Source organism: Labrys sp. WJW (assembly GCF_001676615.1).
GTDB lineage: Bacteria > Pseudomonadota > Alphaproteobacteria > Rhizobiales > Labraceae > Labrys > Labrys sedimenti.
Genome location: NZ_LYXZ01000027.1, coordinates 35071 through 49433, shown reverse-complemented (window position 1 = coordinate 49433; position 14363 = coordinate 35071). Strand labels below are relative to the sequence as shown.

18 protein-coding genes are annotated in these 14363 nt (G+C 62.5%); 6 read left to right on the top strand and 12 right to left on the bottom strand.

Annotation, left to right across the window (positions count from 1 at the left end):
- Nucleotides 1-46: 46 nt before the first annotated feature.
- The 7 genes from BA190_RS17565 to BA190_RS17540 all read right to left on the bottom strand — a co-directional run bounded on the left by BA190_RS17565 (nt 47) and on the right by BA190_RS17540 (nt 4902).
- Nucleotides 47-1366 carry a S41 family peptidase gene (locus tag BA190_RS17565; protein ID WP_068290177.1) on the bottom strand — a complete coding sequence of 440 codons (1320 nt, stop codon included), beginning with the start codon at nt 1364-1366 and terminating at the stop codon, nt 47-49.
- 744 nt (nt 1367-2110) lie between these two features.
- Nucleotides 2111-2323, bottom strand: coding sequence for a hypothetical protein (locus BA190_RS17560; protein ID WP_068290175.1), 213 nt, complete (start codon nt 2321-2323; stop codon nt 2111-2113).
- A gap of 229 nt (nt 2324-2552) precedes the next feature.
- Nucleotides 2553-2699 (bottom strand): hypothetical protein, encoded by a 147-nt coding sequence (locus tag BA190_RS35970; protein WP_156771566.1) that lies wholly within the window; start codon nt 2697-2699, stop codon nt 2553-2555.
- A gap of 120 nt (nt 2700-2819) precedes the next feature.
- Complete coding sequence (locus BA190_RS17555) at nt 2820-3422, bottom strand: response regulator (RefSeq protein ID WP_068290173.1); 603 nt, start codon at nt 3420-3422, stop codon at nt 2820-2822.
- A 187-nt stretch (nt 3423-3609) separates the two neighbouring features.
- The gene (locus BA190_RS17550; protein ID WP_068290171.1) at nt 3610-3999 is read right to left on the bottom strand and encodes a response regulator; all 390 of its coding nucleotides are present in this window, start codon (nt 3997-3999) and stop codon (nt 3610-3612) included.
- Between the two features lie 164 nt (nt 4000-4163).
- The gene (locus BA190_RS17545; RefSeq protein ID WP_068290168.1) at nt 4164-4601 is read right to left on the bottom strand and encodes a CBS domain-containing protein; all 438 of its coding nucleotides are present in this window, start codon (nt 4599-4601) and stop codon (nt 4164-4166) included.
- 34 nt (nt 4602-4635) lie between these two features.
- The gene (locus BA190_RS17540) at nt 4636-4902 is read right to left on the bottom strand and encodes a hypothetical protein (RefSeq protein WP_068290166.1); all 267 of its coding nucleotides are present in this window, start codon (nt 4900-4902) and stop codon (nt 4636-4638) included.
- 207 nt (nt 4903-5109) lie between these two features.
- Here BA190_RS17540 and BA190_RS17535 point away from each other — a divergent pair, with 207 nt between their 5' ends.
- The 5 genes from BA190_RS17535 (at nt 5110) to BA190_RS17520 (ending at nt 9611) form a co-directional block, all read left to right on the top strand.
- On the top strand, nt 5110-6237 hold the full coding sequence (locus tag BA190_RS17535) for an ROK family protein (protein WP_245314787.1): 1128 nt from the start codon (nt 5110-5112) through the stop codon (nt 6235-6237).
- Between the two features lie 79 nt (nt 6238-6316).
- Entirely contained in the window at nt 6317-6478 is a 162-nt protein-coding gene (locus tag BA190_RS35965) for a hypothetical protein (RefSeq protein WP_156771565.1), read from the top strand.
- A gap of 253 nt (nt 6479-6731) precedes the next feature.
- A complete protein-coding gene (locus BA190_RS17530; RefSeq protein ID WP_082979824.1) occupies nt 6732-8279 on the top strand; it encodes a PAS domain S-box protein in 1548 nt (515 codons plus the stop codon).
- 81 nt (nt 8280-8360) lie between these two features.
- Nucleotides 8361-8621 (top strand): PepSY domain-containing protein, encoded by a 261-nt coding sequence (locus BA190_RS17525; RefSeq protein ID WP_068290161.1) that lies wholly within the window; start codon nt 8361-8363, stop codon nt 8619-8621.
- 132 nt (nt 8622-8753) lie between these two features.
- A complete protein-coding gene (locus BA190_RS17520) occupies nt 8754-9611 on the top strand; it encodes an alpha/beta fold hydrolase (protein WP_068290159.1) in 858 nt (285 codons plus the stop codon).
- Here BA190_RS17520 and BA190_RS17515 read toward each other — a convergent pair.
- The 4 genes from BA190_RS17515 to BA190_RS17495 all read right to left on the bottom strand — a co-directional run bounded on the left by BA190_RS17515 (nt 9593) and on the right by BA190_RS17495 (nt 12320).
- Nucleotides 9593-10558, bottom strand: a complete 966-nt coding sequence (locus BA190_RS17515; RefSeq protein WP_068290157.1) for a DUF6328 family protein — start codon at nt 10556-10558, stop codon at nt 9593-9595. The genes BA190_RS17520 and BA190_RS17515 overlap by 19 nt on opposite strands.
- A 28-nt stretch (nt 10559-10586) precedes the next feature.
- Complete coding sequence (locus tag BA190_RS17510; protein WP_068290155.1) at nt 10587-10865, bottom strand: aa3-type cytochrome c oxidase subunit IV; 279 nt, start codon at nt 10863-10865, stop codon at nt 10587-10589.
- A gap of 226 nt (nt 10866-11091) precedes the next feature.
- Nucleotides 11092-11781 (bottom strand): UdgX family uracil-DNA binding protein, encoded by a 690-nt coding sequence (locus tag BA190_RS17505; protein WP_082979823.1) that lies wholly within the window; start codon nt 11779-11781, stop codon nt 11092-11094.
- A 224-nt stretch (nt 11782-12005) separates the two neighbouring features.
- Nucleotides 12006-12320, bottom strand: coding sequence for a plasmid stabilization protein (locus BA190_RS17495; protein WP_068290475.1), 315 nt, complete (start codon nt 12318-12320; stop codon nt 12006-12008).
- A gap of 169 nt (nt 12321-12489) precedes the next feature.
- On the opposite strand from BA190_RS17495, the gene BA190_RS17490 reads away from it, so the two are divergent.
- The gene (locus tag BA190_RS17490) at nt 12490-13053 is read left to right on the top strand and encodes a DJ-1/PfpI/YhbO family deglycase/protease (RefSeq protein WP_068290151.1); all 564 of its coding nucleotides are present in this window, start codon (nt 12490-12492) and stop codon (nt 13051-13053) included.
- On the opposite strand, the gene BA190_RS17485 is transcribed toward BA190_RS17490, so the two are convergent.
- Nucleotides 13054-14055, bottom strand: a complete 1002-nt coding sequence (locus tag BA190_RS17485; protein WP_156771564.1) for a DNA topoisomerase IB — start codon at nt 14053-14055, stop codon at nt 13054-13056.
- Between the last annotated feature and the right edge of the window lie 308 nt (nt 14056-14363).

Here is a 14363-nt window from a genome sequence, read left to right as displayed (position 1 = left end):
CTGCTCGGGTGGCAATTTTGTGGGATCGACACCCTGTCCCGAACGGTTAGCGGCGTGCCGCTCCGCCGGCTGGAAAGGATGGGTCCTTGCGGACGCCATGGAGCAATTCAACCGCGGCATTGAGCTGCATATCCTCCTTCTCGTCGTCGGGAACATAGGCAGACGAGCCGCCCTGCTCGGTGTCGCCTTGGCTATCGAGATGACCCTTGAGGCCGGCTTCGCCGCCAACGGCATCCTGCTTGTTCAGATTGGCTGGAAGGGTCTGCTTCACCACGATTTCCGGATCGATGCCCTTGGCCTGGATGGATCGGCCCGACGGCGTGTAGTAGCGGGCAGTCGTCAGGACCAGGGCGCCGTTGTCGCCAAGCGGAAAGACGGTCTGAACCGATCCCTTGCCGAAGGAGCGCGTGCCCAAAATCGTCGCGCGGCGATGGTCCTGCCATGCGCCTGCCACGATCTCGGCAGCGGAGGCCGAACCTCCATTGACGAGCACGATGATGGGCTTGGTATGGACGAGCCCGCCTCCCGTCGCGCTATAGCGCAGAGAATCGTCGGGACCTCGTCCGCGCGTGGAGACGATTTCGCCCCGCCCGATCAGGGCACCCGCCACCTCGACGGCCTGGCTTAGCAGGCCGCCAGGATTGTTGCGCAGGTCGATGACGAAACCGGCAAGGTTCCGGCCTCCCTTGTCCACCCCAGCCTCCATCATGGCCTTGAGGAAGTCGTCGAACGTATTCCCGCTGAATTGGGCAATACGGATATAGGCGATGTCGCCGCCGATCTTCCTGGCGCGCACGGAAGACAGCTTGATGGTATCGCGGACAAGCTTGACGTCCACGGGCTGTGCATCGCCCCCACGGCGCACCGTGAGCGTGACCGTACTGTTCTCCGGCCCCCGCATCTTCTGGCTGGCTTGCTGCAGGGGCATGCCCTGCGTAGACTTGCCGTCGATGGCCGTGATCATGTCGCCGGACAGAATGCCAGCCTTTGCTGCAGGCGTGTCGTCGATGGCGGAAACGACCTTGAGACGGTCACCCTCCAGGGTTACCTCGAGGCCAATTCCCGAAAATGCTCCGGAAGTCTGAGCCTGCATGTCTTGGAAACCAGCGGCATCGACATAGCGCGAGTGCGGATCGAGGCCGGAGACCATGCCGCTGATGGCAGCGGCGACGAGCTTGGCGTCGTCGGGCTCGGTCACATAGCTGGAGCGTACCTGTTCATAGACGTCACCAAAGCGATTGAGCTCTCGGTAGGCATCGCTGGCAGAGGCGTTGGCGTGGCCGAGCAGGTCGGAATGCGTGACAGCGAATGCGGTTGCCGCGCCCATTGCGATGCCGCTCAGTAACAGGGAAACTTTGCCATACATTGCACACCTCTTCCCGGAAATGCGAAGGCTACGCTTCGCAAGTAGTCGAGTGTAAACAGCGGTGCGGATGACGTCGGCCTGCTGCGCCGGCCTATTGAGAAATCCGCGCCGCGCTTATCTCGCCGGCTCGTGGCCGAGACGCTTCGCGTCAGGCCGCCTTGCTCAGCATGACCACGGTATCGGTCTCTTGCGGCAGTTGCGGCACTAGGCTGGAATGATATTCGTCGCGCCAATGGGCCAGTCTCACCAGCCGGGGCCACCTCCATCTTCTGGGCGCCATCCTTGTCCGACGCCATCGGCTCGACGATGTTGAGTCCCTCATCATCGACAAAGAATGTATGCTCCCCGAACAGTCGGGCGAACTGGCTGTATACGGGATGGTTTTCGGCGACGGGTTCGGCCCTGATCTGATTCAGTGTTTGCGTGACGTGCGTGGGCGACAGCTTCATTGGAAGAACTCCCATGCTGCAGCCACCGTAAAGGCGACCAATCGGATGTCTGCCGAGGACCTGGGAAGGTCATAACGCCGTTGCCACCCTGGAGGCGCGGATCCCATTCCGTGGGCCGGGACTCACAAGTTGTCTTGCCATGCTGCCATATCAATCCGACCACATTCTGGCCGCTGGAAGGCCATTGCATGAAGGAGGCTCGTCGGGCGATTTTTAGCCAGGCGATAGACAGGATGGTCGAGGCTTGAGCTCTGCACTTCAGGGGGAGAAGGAGGGCGAGCGGATTTCCCGGTCTCTAGTCGGCCTTCTTGGCGTCCCTCAGGGCCTTTTGGAGCTTGAAGGCAAGTTCGAGCAGACGCTGGGGAATGGGTTCGCGCTCGACGCGGGCCAGAATGCGCGCCACTTCCTTGTCTGCGGATCTGGCCTTGTCGCTTTTCTGATCGTTGTCCACTGAACTGCTCGTCTCGCCGTTGGTCGGAGGCAATCTGCACGCGCCAAGGAAGATCAAGACGCAGTTTCCTCGCTCGCCTGCCGACAGACTAGGAGGTTTGTGCCGGGAAGTCACTTGCAAAGGTCCTGTCCCATTTATTGCCCGCGCATGCGGCGGGGGCGGGGAATTGCTATGGCCTTGCTAACCACCCTCGCACGACAATGTTCCAGGAGAAGCGGTGTTCCAGGGGAGCAGGCCACATCAAGGGCAGACGGAAGGCAAACGCTGATGCGCCAGTGTCGGTGGCTCAGTCGGACGGCCCTTTAATTTTTACGCCCTGGTTTCCGATGGTAATCTGCACAGTATTCTTATTCTGCTCATGGTAGATATAGGCGCCAATGCCGGCTACCGCCACGATTGCGACAATCAGCAGTAAGAGAATGTTGCGGCTCATATCTTCTTCCGATGCAGTTGACCATGAAACATCAACGCGTCTTCGTCCGATCCGGTTCCGCCGTGTTCGTGGACTGCAGGGTCGGGTAGGAAAATTGCGAGAGAAACTCGGGCGCACCGTTCAGTCGAGCAACTGGTGGCCGACGGCCTTGAAGGTCCTGTCCATGAGGTCACAAAGCCATGGGAGTGTATCGCGGTCCGGCGGCTTGCGGTCTACAAGATCGATAGCGGCCAGCAGCGTTTGCTCGACCAGTCGGTCAGCAGCGGCCCTGCCGTCAAGATAGTGGCGGGCCCTGAGCCTGAGTTCGGGGAGAAGCCCCGCGATGTCGGCGCTCGGGTCCCCGCCAATGTCCTTGATGTCGTCCTGCGTCCTGCGGTGTGCCACGAATAGGGTTTCAAGCAGGGCGTGACGGCCACCCGACTTGCGAACATTGTCGACATGCCTGAGATGGGTGGGAATGACGTCTTCGTCGTAGCTGCTGAAGAAGACGAAAGGGATGCCCAGTGCGAGCAGGCGGTCTGCGATCGGAAAGACCATCTTGCCATTGATGTTGACGTCGAGAATGGCTGCGTTGGCCGAGTTCACATGGCATTGCGCAGCCTCGATCGTCGACGCCGGTCCGAGGATTACCGCCCCCTTCTGTTCGAAATAGTCAGCCAGATCGCCTGCGAGCAATATCTCGTCCTCGACGATAAGGATACGCATGCCCTGGAGTTGCTGCATGAATCGTCACTCGTTTTGAGCCGGCTTGGTTGAATGCGGATGCTGTATCTTCCGTTCCGGTGAATCTTCACGCTCGGACGGATTGTCACTCCGCTTTCATCTCACCCGGCACTTCTGTGTAACGATGCAAACTTGCACATGTTCCCTGCCGCGATTGGGGCGGTTTGCGATGTAATAGGGAAGACCGCTACTCCTTGATCAGGCGCGCAAGGGTTTCGAGCAAGATCTGATGCTGAACGGGTTTGACCAGAACCGGCGCGTCGGGAACCTTCTGCCGCAAGGTCTCGGGAAGCACTTTGCCCGTGCAGAAAGCGATGGGAATGTTGCGCGCCGCGAGCAGGTCGACGACTGGCTCGCTCGTGTCCCTGCCGAGGCTGATATCCAGAACAGCCGCCGTGAGGGGTTGCAGGCTGGCGGTCTCCAAAGCGGAGGCCAGGGTCAGGCAGGGGCCGGCAACCTGGGCTCCGGCCGATACCAGCATGTCTTCGATGTCCAGAGCGATGATGATTTCGTCGTCGGCGACCAGGATCGTTTGGCCCTGGAGGATGGCGTCGGCGGGAATCTCGGTCTTGGTCATGGTACTTTCCTTCCGCGTGGCCAGCAGGGATTCGCTCAGGTTCCTGTGCCCCGACGAAGAAGACAATTTGAAAATGGTGCAGCTGCCTGGACGGAGCGTATGAGGAATCTCCTGATGCGCCGCCGGCTCGATGAAGCCGACGGCAGGGAAGCGAGAAGGAAAATCTAGAACGTTGCCTGGCTGTGCTCGCCGCCTGGCCGGGCAATTTCACCGAGGGCGGCTCCGGCCTTGTCGGGCGCTCTGGAGCGGGCGAGATCGCTCAAAGAGACGATGCCGACCAGGCGCTTGTCGCGATTGACGACGGGAAGCCTGCGGACCTGGATCTCGCCCAGATTATCAAGAACGTCTTCTATCTCCTCGTCATCGAAACAATATTTGACATCCTCTGTCATGACATCGCGAACCGGCGTATCCGCGCTTCGGCCTGCGGCGACGCCGCGCACGGCGATATCGCGATCCGTGATCATGCCCACCAGCCGGTCTTCGTGAGCAACCGGAATCATGCCGATATCGAGGCCCAGCATGAGCTGGGCTGCCTTCTGGATCGTCTCGTCCGGCGTGGCGACGCAAACTTCGGCCGTCATGGCTTGCCTGATAATCATCACATCCTCCTTTGCCTTTGAACGCCCGGCGGCGTCACCTCGCCTTGCCGACGGGGCTGTCGAATTCGGCGCGCTGGCGCGCAGGTTCAGATCCGCTCGCCAGGGCTTCGGTATCTTCGGGGCCTTCGGGGAATTGCACGGATATGGTGACGTCCCGGCGTTCCTTGAGATCCAGGGAGGCCGCGGCGACCGCGGTTTCGAAAGCCGCTTCCGGCAGTTCGTATCCGCCGCCGCGCTTGCCATCATGCTCGATGACCCAGCCATCGGCGCTGCCAATGATGCGATAGGATGCTTGAGGCATCGTCGACCTCCCTGTCGGATCGGTTGCAAAAAGGCGAGCCGCGGGCCCATCGTGTCGGTCTCGATGGCTTACGGCCCGTTGCGATGCCTGTTCGCCTACCGAACGACACCCGTGGAAGAGGGTTCCAACGGCCGCGAGCCATTTTTGCGGGCCGCTGGATACCGGTGGACCTCGTGGCAGGTCTTGGCGGAACCTTCGGCGGTACGAATGGTTGTCGCCAGCAGCAGTGTTCGCAGGGGATCGGCGGGTTCGGGGATGAACGAGCAGGCGGGTTGGCAATTTCTCAATCATGGGGGCGAGGTGCTGCCGTCCGTCCGCGTCGACGGCTATAATATCGGCCTGCGTGACAAGGAGGGTTTTGTCGGCGACAAGGCAAATACGGGCGCCTTTCTCGAAAAGCTGGAGGAATTGCGCCTGCTCTACCGCAAGGCCGGCAATGATCCCCTGGGGGAGGAAGCCACCGAGGAAATCAAGCGCAAGCAGATCGACGAAATGTTGACTGGCGACGATCTGAACGCCGCCGCGCTGGTGCACGGCGCGCTGGAGGAGTTTGCGCGGTCTCTTTCCGGCGTCATCCGCCGTTTCCTGCGAACCGCCTCCTGGCAGCGCACCGAGCGGATCGTCATCGGCGGCGGTTTTCGGGAAAGTCGTGTGGGACGGCTGGCGATTGCACGGACCCAGGCCCTGCTCAGCGGAGAAGGGGTCAAGGTGGAAGTGGTGCCGATCACCCTTCACCCCGACGAAGCGGGGCTGATCGGTAGCCTACATCTGCTGCCGCCTTATGTGCTGGCCAATCACGACGGCATGCTGGCGGTGGATATCGGCGGGCGCAACATCCGCGCCGGAATCGTGTTGAGCCAGGTGGACAAGCAGGCCGATCTCGGTCGCGCCAAAGTGGAAAAGCTCGTGATCTGGCGTCATGCCGATGACGAGCCGGCGCGGACGGCGGCGATAGGTCGCCTCGGCGAGATGCTGCAGGATCTGCGCTCGCGCGCGGAGAAGAACAAGATCAGGCTCACCCCGGTGATCGGCGTGGGCTGTCCGGGCGCCATCAGGCCCGACGGCTCCATCGCGCGCGGAGGCCAGAACCTGCCGGGTGCCAACTGGGAAGGCGCCAATTTCAACCTGCCGGCGGCCTTGCTCAAATTCGTGCCCAAGATCGGCGGGCAGGCGACCCACATCGTTCTGCACAATGATGCGGTGGTCCAGGGCCTGTCGGAGGTGCCTCGCATGGGCGACGTCAAGCGCTGGGGCATATTGACCATCGGCACGGGGCTGGGCAATGCGCGCTTTACCAACAGGAAGAAGGAAGAGGGCAGGGCCTCCGCCCGGTGATGCCGGCTGGCATCTGGCGTTGGAACCGAATTGTCACCGGACCGTTCGGGAAATCCATACCGCAACGGAGTGGAGTACGATGCCCGAGAAAAAGACCAGGACGAAGGAGCCGCTGGGACGCCCGAACGACAATGGACGGAACGAGGAAGCGGAGAAGCTCAAACATGGCGAAACGCCGAAGGATCAGACCGGTGCGCCCAAAGGCAGGAATCGCAGCAATGCCGGCGAGACCACGTCGTGAACAGGCTGGGTCCGGATAGGGGTCCTCCCCGGCTTCGGCTGTCATATCGATGAAGGCAGTCTCGGCTTCTGCCGAAGCGGCCGAAGATTTGGCCGACCGAGTTTTGGATTGTCTTTATCCAAACGGCTTGGCTATTGTGACCGTGATATTCTCCACGCTTCGGGCGTACGGCACATTTCATCTGCCGATTGGTCTGGGGGCGCATTTCAGGCAATAGGTCCGGGTCTTTGAAGCAATCAGGGCTGTGTCGGCGTTGAAAACCAAGAAGGAGCCGAGCGGTAGGCCGGCGCTCGTCTCCGGCGTGGCAGATCCGGAGCTGGATGAACAGGCGCCGCTCGCGCATCGGATGCGCCAGCAAAATGGGCTGTTCCACTTCACCGATCTTCTTTATCGCGCGCGCACTCTCGAGCAGATCTACGATGCGGCCCTGGACGTCATCAGCGACATGCTGGGCTGCACGCGGGCAGCGATCCTGCGGTTCGATGGCAAGGGTGTCCTGCGCTTTGCGGCCTGGCGACGACTTACCGAACAATATCGAGCCCGCGCCGAGGGGCATTCGCCATGGCGGCCGGACGACGAGGAACCGGCGGCGATCTATATAGGTGATATCGGCCAGGCCGATCTGCCGCCGGACCTTGCAACCCTGATCCGGCACGAGGGCATCGGCGCACTGGTCTTCATTCCGATCATGGTCAGCCACGGTGTGGCCGGCGAGTTCGTGCTCTATTACGACACACCCCGTCCGTTCACCGACGAGGAGCGTGAAACGATACTGATCGTTGCCCGCCAGCTGGGCTTTGCGATCGAGCGCCATCACAACGACCAGACCGCCCGCCGCCTCGCGGCGCTGGTGGAATCTTCCGGCGATGCCATCATTTCCAAGAGTCTCGAAGGAATCATCACGAGCTGGAATGCCGGTGCCGAGCAGCTTTTCGGCTATGCCGCCTCCGAGGCGATCGGCCGATCCGTGATGATGCTGATCCCGCCTGACCGGCATAATGAGGAACCGGCCATATTGGCGCGGATCCGGGCAGGTGAACGGATCGACCATTACGAGACCATCCGCCGGCGCAAGGATGGCAGCCTTGTCGATATCTCGCTGAGTGTTTCGCCGATCAAGGATGCCGAGGGCGTGATCATCGGGGCGTCCAAGATCGCGCGCGACATCACCGAGCGGCGCCGGGCCCAGGAGCAGCAGCAGCTCCTCCTGCATGAGATGAATCACCGGGTGAAAAACCTGTTCGCCCTTGCTACCAGCATCGTCAATCTGAGTGTGGCTTCCGCCGACACGCCGGCGATGCTTGCCTCGATCGTCGCCGATCGATTGGGGGCGCTGTCCAGGGCGCATGCCCTGACCCTGGCTTCCGGAACGGCCGATAGCGGCTTCAGGAAAACGGCGACGTTGCACGCGCTGATCGAGGCGATCCTGGCTCCCTATGTGGAAGGAGCGCAGGGGGAGCGCAGGCGGTTTACGGTTGAAGGGCTTGACATCGAACTTGCGGAAAATGTGGTGACACCTGTAGCCCTTCTCCTGCATGAGTTCGCGACGAATGCTGCGAAATATGGCAGCTTCTCCACGTCGACAGGCCGGGTGGCGATCGAATGCCGGCGACAGGACGGTGATGCTGTGATCGTCTGGCGTGAGATCGGCGGACCAAAGGTGCAGCCATCGGATGCGGAAGGTTTCGGCAGCCGTCTCGTGCGGCTGGCTGCGAGCCAATTCGGCGGATTTTCACGCCAATGGCATCCCGAGGGGCTGGTCATCGAACTGAGAATGGATCTGAGCCGCGTCGCCGCCTGAATCCCGGCTGTGTGGCCTCTTGGGGAACCTAAAGCCTTCTGTTGGGTTCTTCTTGCGCATTCGGAACATGAGGGATGCGCAATGGGAAGAATAGTCGGGGCCCTTGCCGGCCTTCTGCTTCTTGCTGGCGTGGCCAGTGCTCAGACCACCAGCACCGCTCTACCTCCGCAGGGCAGCCTGAAATTGTCGCAAATCATCGCCAAGGTCGAAGCCCGGGATGGTTTTGCCTATATTTCGGAGATCGAATGGAGCCAGAGTGGCTACTATGAGGTCACCTACATGACCACCGACAAGGCCAAGGTCGAGCTGCATCTCGATCCGATGTCCGGCGCCACGCGATAGGGCGCATGCGCCGGCGGAGCCACGGCTGAGGACTATGCCGAACCCCGGCGGGTCGGGCGCCGTCATTGTGCGCGGTTTCCCCGCTGGGATGCTGCTCGGCGCAAGAGCCTCACCAACGAGGACACTAATGCGATGGAAGAGCGGATCATTGACGGCGAGGGCGTGAGGATCCGGACGCAGGCCTTCGGCAATCTCGACGATCCGCCGATCCTTCTGATCGCAGGTGCGTTCGCCTCGATGCTCTGGTGGCCGGAAGACTTCGTGGAGTTGCTTTCCTCGGGCGGGCGCTATGTCATCCGCTACGACAACCGGGATACCGGTGCGTCCACAGCCTATGCGCCCGGAACGGCCAGGTATGCGCTTGGAGACATGGCCAAGGACGCCATGGCCGTGCTCAGCGGTTACAACCTCCAGGCAGGCCATCTGGTCGGCATGTCGATGGGAGGCGTCATCGCCCAATTGGCAGCCCTCATCAGGCCGCATCGGGTCAAGACACTCACCGTCGTCAGCTCCACGCCGCTCGGCGTCGAGTGGTTGCCGCCGCCTCGCGAGGATTACAGGCAGCACATGGCCACGCTCCACCATCTCGATTGGAACGACAAGGATCAGGTGGTCGAATTCCTGGCCCGCGACGCCGAGGCAGCTGCCGGCACGCGCCACCCGCACGATGGCGACGCAGCCCGTCGCCTCATCGAGGGGGATCTGGCCCTCTCATCGTCCTTTTCGAGCCTGCAGAATCATTTGGCAGTGGCAGCGCCGTCGCCCGTGCAGGCCAAGGCCGCCGATATCCAGGTACCCACCTTGATCGTGCATGGCACGGCCGATCCGGTCTTTCCGATCGCGCATGCTGATGCCATGGCAGCAGCCGTCAAGGGCGCTCGCCTGGTCGCCATCGAAGGCGGAGGCCACGAACTGCATCCCGACGACTGGCCGCAGATCGCGCGGGAAATCCTGCTGCAGACGTCCGTCATTCACATCGGAAGGTTGTGAGAGCCAGGCTCGGTCCGCCGATCCTGGTGCCGTGGCTGGATGTCCGCTGATTGCTCCTTGTCCAGCTGCCTGTGGCGATGCCACAGAGGCAGGACATACCACAGGCCCAGCAGCAGCATGGCCGAGAGGCCGGCAAGCAGGTTGGCGAGCCCGTCGCTCAGAGTGATCTTTTGCACGACGACATGGATGTCCGCGCAGAGGCCGAGAGCGAGAAAGACGGTCGCCGCCAGGACGAGCCGACTCGCCATCGCATGAAACCCTTCGGTGTCGCGCCCCTGGTAGCCCAGTCGGTGGTAGGCCGCCGGTGCGATCAGCAGAACGGTGGAGAGCGCCACCAGACCAAGCGCCAAGCCGTGCACGAGCTTGGTGGATGGCGGAAGGTGCTCAAAACCATCGGTCAGGATGATGGCCAGCTGAAAGCCCAGAAGCGCCTGCGCGCCGGGCAGGACCACGCGCGCCTCGGTAAGGACGTGCTCCACCTTGGTACCGATAGGGGTCTCCTTGGCGATCGGCATGGCTTGTTCTCGCTGTTGCCGGTCATGAAGGAGCGGCAGGCCGTACCAGAAGCCCAATGCAAGGATGGTTCCAGCCGCCGCCGCCACCACGCCGGTCGTGAAGCCGGCGACGCGGTTTCCGGCGATGTAGAGGTCCAGCCCCAGCGCCACCGCGAAGGGCAGCAGGGTCGCAGCCATGGCCCATTTGACTATCCCTTCAACACTCGGGGCAGCATGTCCCCGGTGGACGATGCGGTGGTACGCACTGGGACAGACGAGCAGACCCAGAACCAGCACCATGATGCAGAGCACGACGACCTCGATGGTCTTTTCACCGGGCGTGAGATGCTCGAAGGCGTTCTGGAAAGGAGCCTGCAATTGAAAGCCGAGCAGGATCTGAGCCCCGAGCATCAGGGTGCGGGATTCGTCGAGAGCAGCTTTGATCTTGCCCATCTGTTCCTCGCGGCCGCGGCGAGCAGACTCAACCGGTGGCGATCGCCAGAGTGAGCAGGCAAAAGGCCAGTACGGCTGCTCCGGGTTTCCAATCCAGGCCCGGGACCGCAGCCCCGATCACAGCGGCCAGGATCGACAGCCCCAGTTCCAGGCAGGCCAGAATCCATAAATGGGCCACTCCCCCCACGGCAAGCGCGACGAGATGGGAGAGCAGCAGGAAGATAACGATCAGCGTCAGGCGTATGAAGCCATCATAAGCCTGACGATGCTCGGCGAAATCGAGGGATTTTCTCTCCGGTTGCATCATTGTTACCTCCGTTATCGACGACTGGAACCCTGTGCCTGGTCTTCACCTGCGAGATTGCGATCCGGGGGGCGAGGCATGGTTGGCCGCGAGGCTTCTTCCAGCTTGACGGGCTAGCCACACAGGCCGCGGCCGGTATCGCGTCGCCGGTCGTATTCCTAAGCCGGCTACGGCAAGCTTGTTCCTCCACAATGCGAGATTGTCTCGAGGCAAAGCAGATCTGGCTGGTTCAACTTCGCGTCGACAACTGTTTCCCGAGGACGGTGTGGATCTTGCGCAGATCCTCGATGAAGGCGGAGCGCGCGCGTTCGGCGGCATCCGAGTCCGGGATGCGTAGCAGATAGCTGGGATGGACGGTTACGAGAACCTGCAGTCCGTCCGGGCCGGGCAGAACCTGGCCGCGCTGCTTCATCACGCCGACGGCGCGCCCGAGCAGGGCCTGGACGGCCGTTGCTCCCAGGGCCACCACCAATCGGGGCTTGAGGATTTTCAATTCCCTGTCGAGCCACCATTTGCAGGCCTGCACTTCGCCGGCATTGGGCCTTTCGTGGATCCGGCGCTTGCCGCGGCGTTCGAATTTGAAATGCTTGACGGCGTTGGTGACGTAGCACTCGTCGCGGTCCAATTCTGCTTCCTGGAGGCATCGATCCAGCAATCGGCCGGCCGGCCCGACAAAGGGGCGTCCCTGCAGGTCCTCCTGATCGCCCGGCTGCTCACCGACCAGAACCAGGCGGGCGTGCTCGCTGCCTTCTCCCGTTACGACCTGGGTGGCGTGCTCGTAGAGATCACAGCGCCGGCAGCCGCCGGCGAGTCGCCGGATATCAGCGAGCGTGGCGATCTCCTCGCGATCCGAAGCTGAGGTTTCCGCCTCAGTTGGAGAGTGGGTGTCGGCACCCGTTCGAGCTTGCCGCGCCGTCATCGGTCCGGACCGTCCGATCGGCGCGGAGGAGGCCCTTTGTCCGGCGGGCGCTTGACGCCTCCGCCGGGCTTGCTGTGGGCTTGCCGTTCCTCCGGATCGGTCGGCGGTTTCACCTTGTCGAACCGATATTCCTCTCGCTCGGTGGCGTAGGGCTGGTCGTGCTCCCTCTCCGTCCGCTTCGGCTTTCGGGCCATGGTTTCCTCCCTCATGCTGCAGACATCGCCTCAGGCATTGTGGGCTTCGTGGCGTTTGCGCGTGGCGGCTGCCTTCTTGGCTGAAGCGGAGCGCGCGGCTGCCGAGCGCGAGGCGGAAGCCTCACCGCCGAGTTTGCCGCCCTTGTGGGATGCCGGATGGGTGGTGGATTTTCCGCGTCCCGAACCGCCTGGTTTCTTGCCGCCGCCATCATCCTTGTTGACGGTGGCCCAGGCGCGCCTTTCGGCCTCCTTTTCGGATACGCCGCGCGCCTCATAGCCCTCGGCGATGTGATCGGCCTTGCGTTCCTGCTTGTCGGTATATTTCGACTTGTCTCCACGGGGCATCATGAGCCTCCTTTGTGCTGGCCTTCCTAACCGGCACGGTCGCACTGGGTTCCCGAGCCTCCTCGGCGTGACGGCCGCCATGGCTTGCCGTCGATGTCAGGGAGGGAGGAACCGGTGCCGGCATCGGGGGTTCGATGAGCATGGACAAGCCCGCCGACAGGAGGTTTCCATGCCCGATATCAGGCACGCCAGGATACTCATGATCGCCACGCATGGCTTCGAACAATCGGAACTGGTCGAGCCGCGCAGTCAGCTACGCAGCAACGGGGCCGAGGTCGACCTTGCAACGCCCGACGGCCTGCCCATCCGTGGGTGGAACAGAACCGATTGGGGAGAAACAGTCGAAGCGGATCTCAAGATAGGAGAGGCCCGGCCGGATGATTATGATGCTCTCGTCCTGCCCGGCGGCGTGATGAACCCCGACAAGCTCAGGACGGATGATGCGACCATCGAGACCGTCCGCAATTTTATCGACACCGGCAAGGTTGTCGGCGCAATCTGCCATGCCCCTTGGCTTCTGGTCCAGGCCGATGCCATTCGAGGGCGCGACGTGACGTCCTACCAATCCATCCGAAGGGATGTCGAAAATGCCGGCGGCCAATGGATCGATCGGGACGTCGTCGCCGACAACGGCATCGTGACAAGTCGCGGACCGCAGGACATTCCAGCCTTCGTGGCGAAGATCGTCGAGGAAATCCAGGAAGGCCGGCACAAGCGCGCGCGAGGGATCTGATCAGACCGTCGGTTCCTTCGGTGCCAGAAGACCCAGCGCCGCCTCGGCGCGGCGCCGATAGCCGCTCGAGCGGGCCTTCATGAAGGCTGCGTGCAGCCGGCCCGTCTTGAAGGAATCGATGATCAGCGCCGGCACATAACTCTTGCGGACGACGGCCGGCGTGTTGACGAGGTGATACGAAACCTGCCGCATGACGGCGGCAATCTGGCGTTTCCGGCCGGCCATGCTGCGGGCCGGGGTTAGGGCGGCCAGTTCCTGGACGGCCCATTTGCTGGCGCCCAGCAGGCGCAGATCCTTGGCCGTGACGTCAATGCCGGAGATGCTGCGTAGATAGGCATTGATGTCGTCGGCTTCGATCGTGTGGCGTGCCCCTTCCGCATCCACGAATTGAAACAGCCTGGGACCGGACAGGGTGCGCAAGCGGGCGAGAGCACGGGCGAGGGCGGCATCCTCCGCCCTGCGACGGATGGGTTTGCCGCCCTTGCCGCGGAAACGCAGTTCCACCCGGCTTGCCGTGATGGTGACGTGCCGTTTGAGCAGGGTGGCCGCACCATGGCTGCCATTGTCCCGCGCATAGGCTTCGCCGCCGACCCGGATATGCGTGCTGTCGATCAAGGCGACGGCACAGGCGACCGCCTTGTTCCGATCCAGCTTCGGGGAGGCGAGGTCGCGGCGGATGGCCGCCCGGATCCTGGGAAGCGTCCGCACGAGCTTCATCATGTTCAGGGCCTTGCGGTTTTCTCGCCGACGTTCCCATTCGGGATGATAGCGATATTGCAGCCGGCCGGCTTCGTCCCGGCCGATCGCCTGGATATGAGCCCGCTCGTCCGATGCAATGCGCACCTGCGCATAGGCCGGCGGAATGGCAAGAGCGCGAAATCGGGCCAGGGCTGTCTTATCGGTGATGCGTTCCCCCGCCGCGTCGACATAGGAAAATCCGCGCCCGCAACGACGCCGGCGCAGCTCGAGTTGATCGGGCGAGACGATCTTCAATCTTGGCACGGGTTCCTCCCTGCGGCAGGGCAACGGCAGAAAAACGAACGGGTTCCGAAGGTTGGGAACGGATCAATCCATTTGCCGCGCCCGGAACCCTTGCGGGCATCGAAGGTTCGGAGAGGAACGCCGCGCCGTAGCGCGGTTCAGGTCGTAATGCTCGGAGGAGCGATCCCATGAGATCCAGGCAAGACGGAACCGGCATGGCTCCCTATGCGGCCGAATCCCGGCGTGAAATCCGCACGCTAGGCCCCGGTGGCCGGGGAAATGCCGAGAGTTTGGCAGATTCCATCCGGCGTGGCGTCACGCCGGCACGC

What these genes read in the sequence shown, in the direction of transcription:
- BA190_RS17505 (WP_082979823.1), bottom strand. Translation starts at nt 11,781, where the DNA reads ATGACGGCGCGGCAAGCTCGAACGGGTGCCGACACCCACTCTCCAACT.
- BA190_RS17525 (WP_068290161.1), top strand. Translation starts at nt 8,361, where the DNA reads ATGGGAAGAATAGTCGGGGCCCTTGCCGGCCTTCTGCTTCTTGCTGGC.
- BA190_RS17515 (WP_068290157.1), bottom strand. Translation starts at nt 10,558, where the DNA reads ATGGGCAAGATCAAAGCTGCTCTCGACGAATCCCGCACCCTGATGCTC.
- BA190_RS17510 (WP_068290155.1), bottom strand. Translation starts at nt 10,865, where the DNA reads ATGATGCAACCGGAGAGAAAATCCCTCGATTTCGCCGAGCATCGTCAG.
- BA190_RS17550 (WP_068290171.1), bottom strand. Translation starts at nt 3,999, where the DNA reads ATGACCAAGACCGAGATTCCCGCCGACGCCATCCTCCAGGGCCAAACG.
- BA190_RS17565 (WP_068290177.1), bottom strand. Translation starts at nt 1,366, where the DNA reads ATGTATGGCAAAGTTTCCCTGTTACTGAGCGGCATCGCAATGGGCGCG.
- BA190_RS35965 (WP_156771565.1), top strand. Translation starts at nt 6,317, where the DNA reads ATGCCCGAGAAAAAGACCAGGACGAAGGAGCCGCTGGGACGCCCGAAC.
- BA190_RS17545 (WP_068290168.1), bottom strand. Translation starts at nt 4,601, where the DNA reads ATGATTATCAGGCAAGCCATGACGGCCGAAGTTTGCGTCGCCACGCCG.
- BA190_RS17540 (WP_068290166.1), bottom strand. Translation starts at nt 4,902, where the DNA reads ATGCCTCAAGCATCCTATCGCATCATTGGCAGCGCCGATGGCTGGGTC.
- BA190_RS17520 (WP_068290159.1), top strand. Translation starts at nt 8,754, where the DNA reads ATGGAAGAGCGGATCATTGACGGCGAGGGCGTGAGGATCCGGACGCAG.
- BA190_RS17555 (WP_068290173.1), bottom strand. Translation starts at nt 3,422, where the DNA reads ATGCAGCAACTCCAGGGCATGCGTATCCTTATCGTCGAGGACGAGATA.
- BA190_RS35970 (WP_156771566.1), bottom strand. Translation starts at nt 2,699, where the DNA reads ATGAGCCGCAACATTCTCTTACTGCTGATTGTCGCAATCGTGGCGGTA.
- BA190_RS17535 (WP_245314787.1), top strand. Translation starts at nt 5,110, where the DNA reads ATGGTTGTCGCCAGCAGCAGTGTTCGCAGGGGATCGGCGGGTTCGGGG.
- BA190_RS17490 (WP_068290151.1), top strand. Translation starts at nt 12,490, where the DNA reads ATGCCCGATATCAGGCACGCCAGGATACTCATGATCGCCACGCATGGC.
- BA190_RS17495 (WP_068290475.1), bottom strand. Translation starts at nt 12,320, where the DNA reads ATGCCCCGTGGAGACAAGTCGAAATATACCGACAAGCAGGAACGCAAG.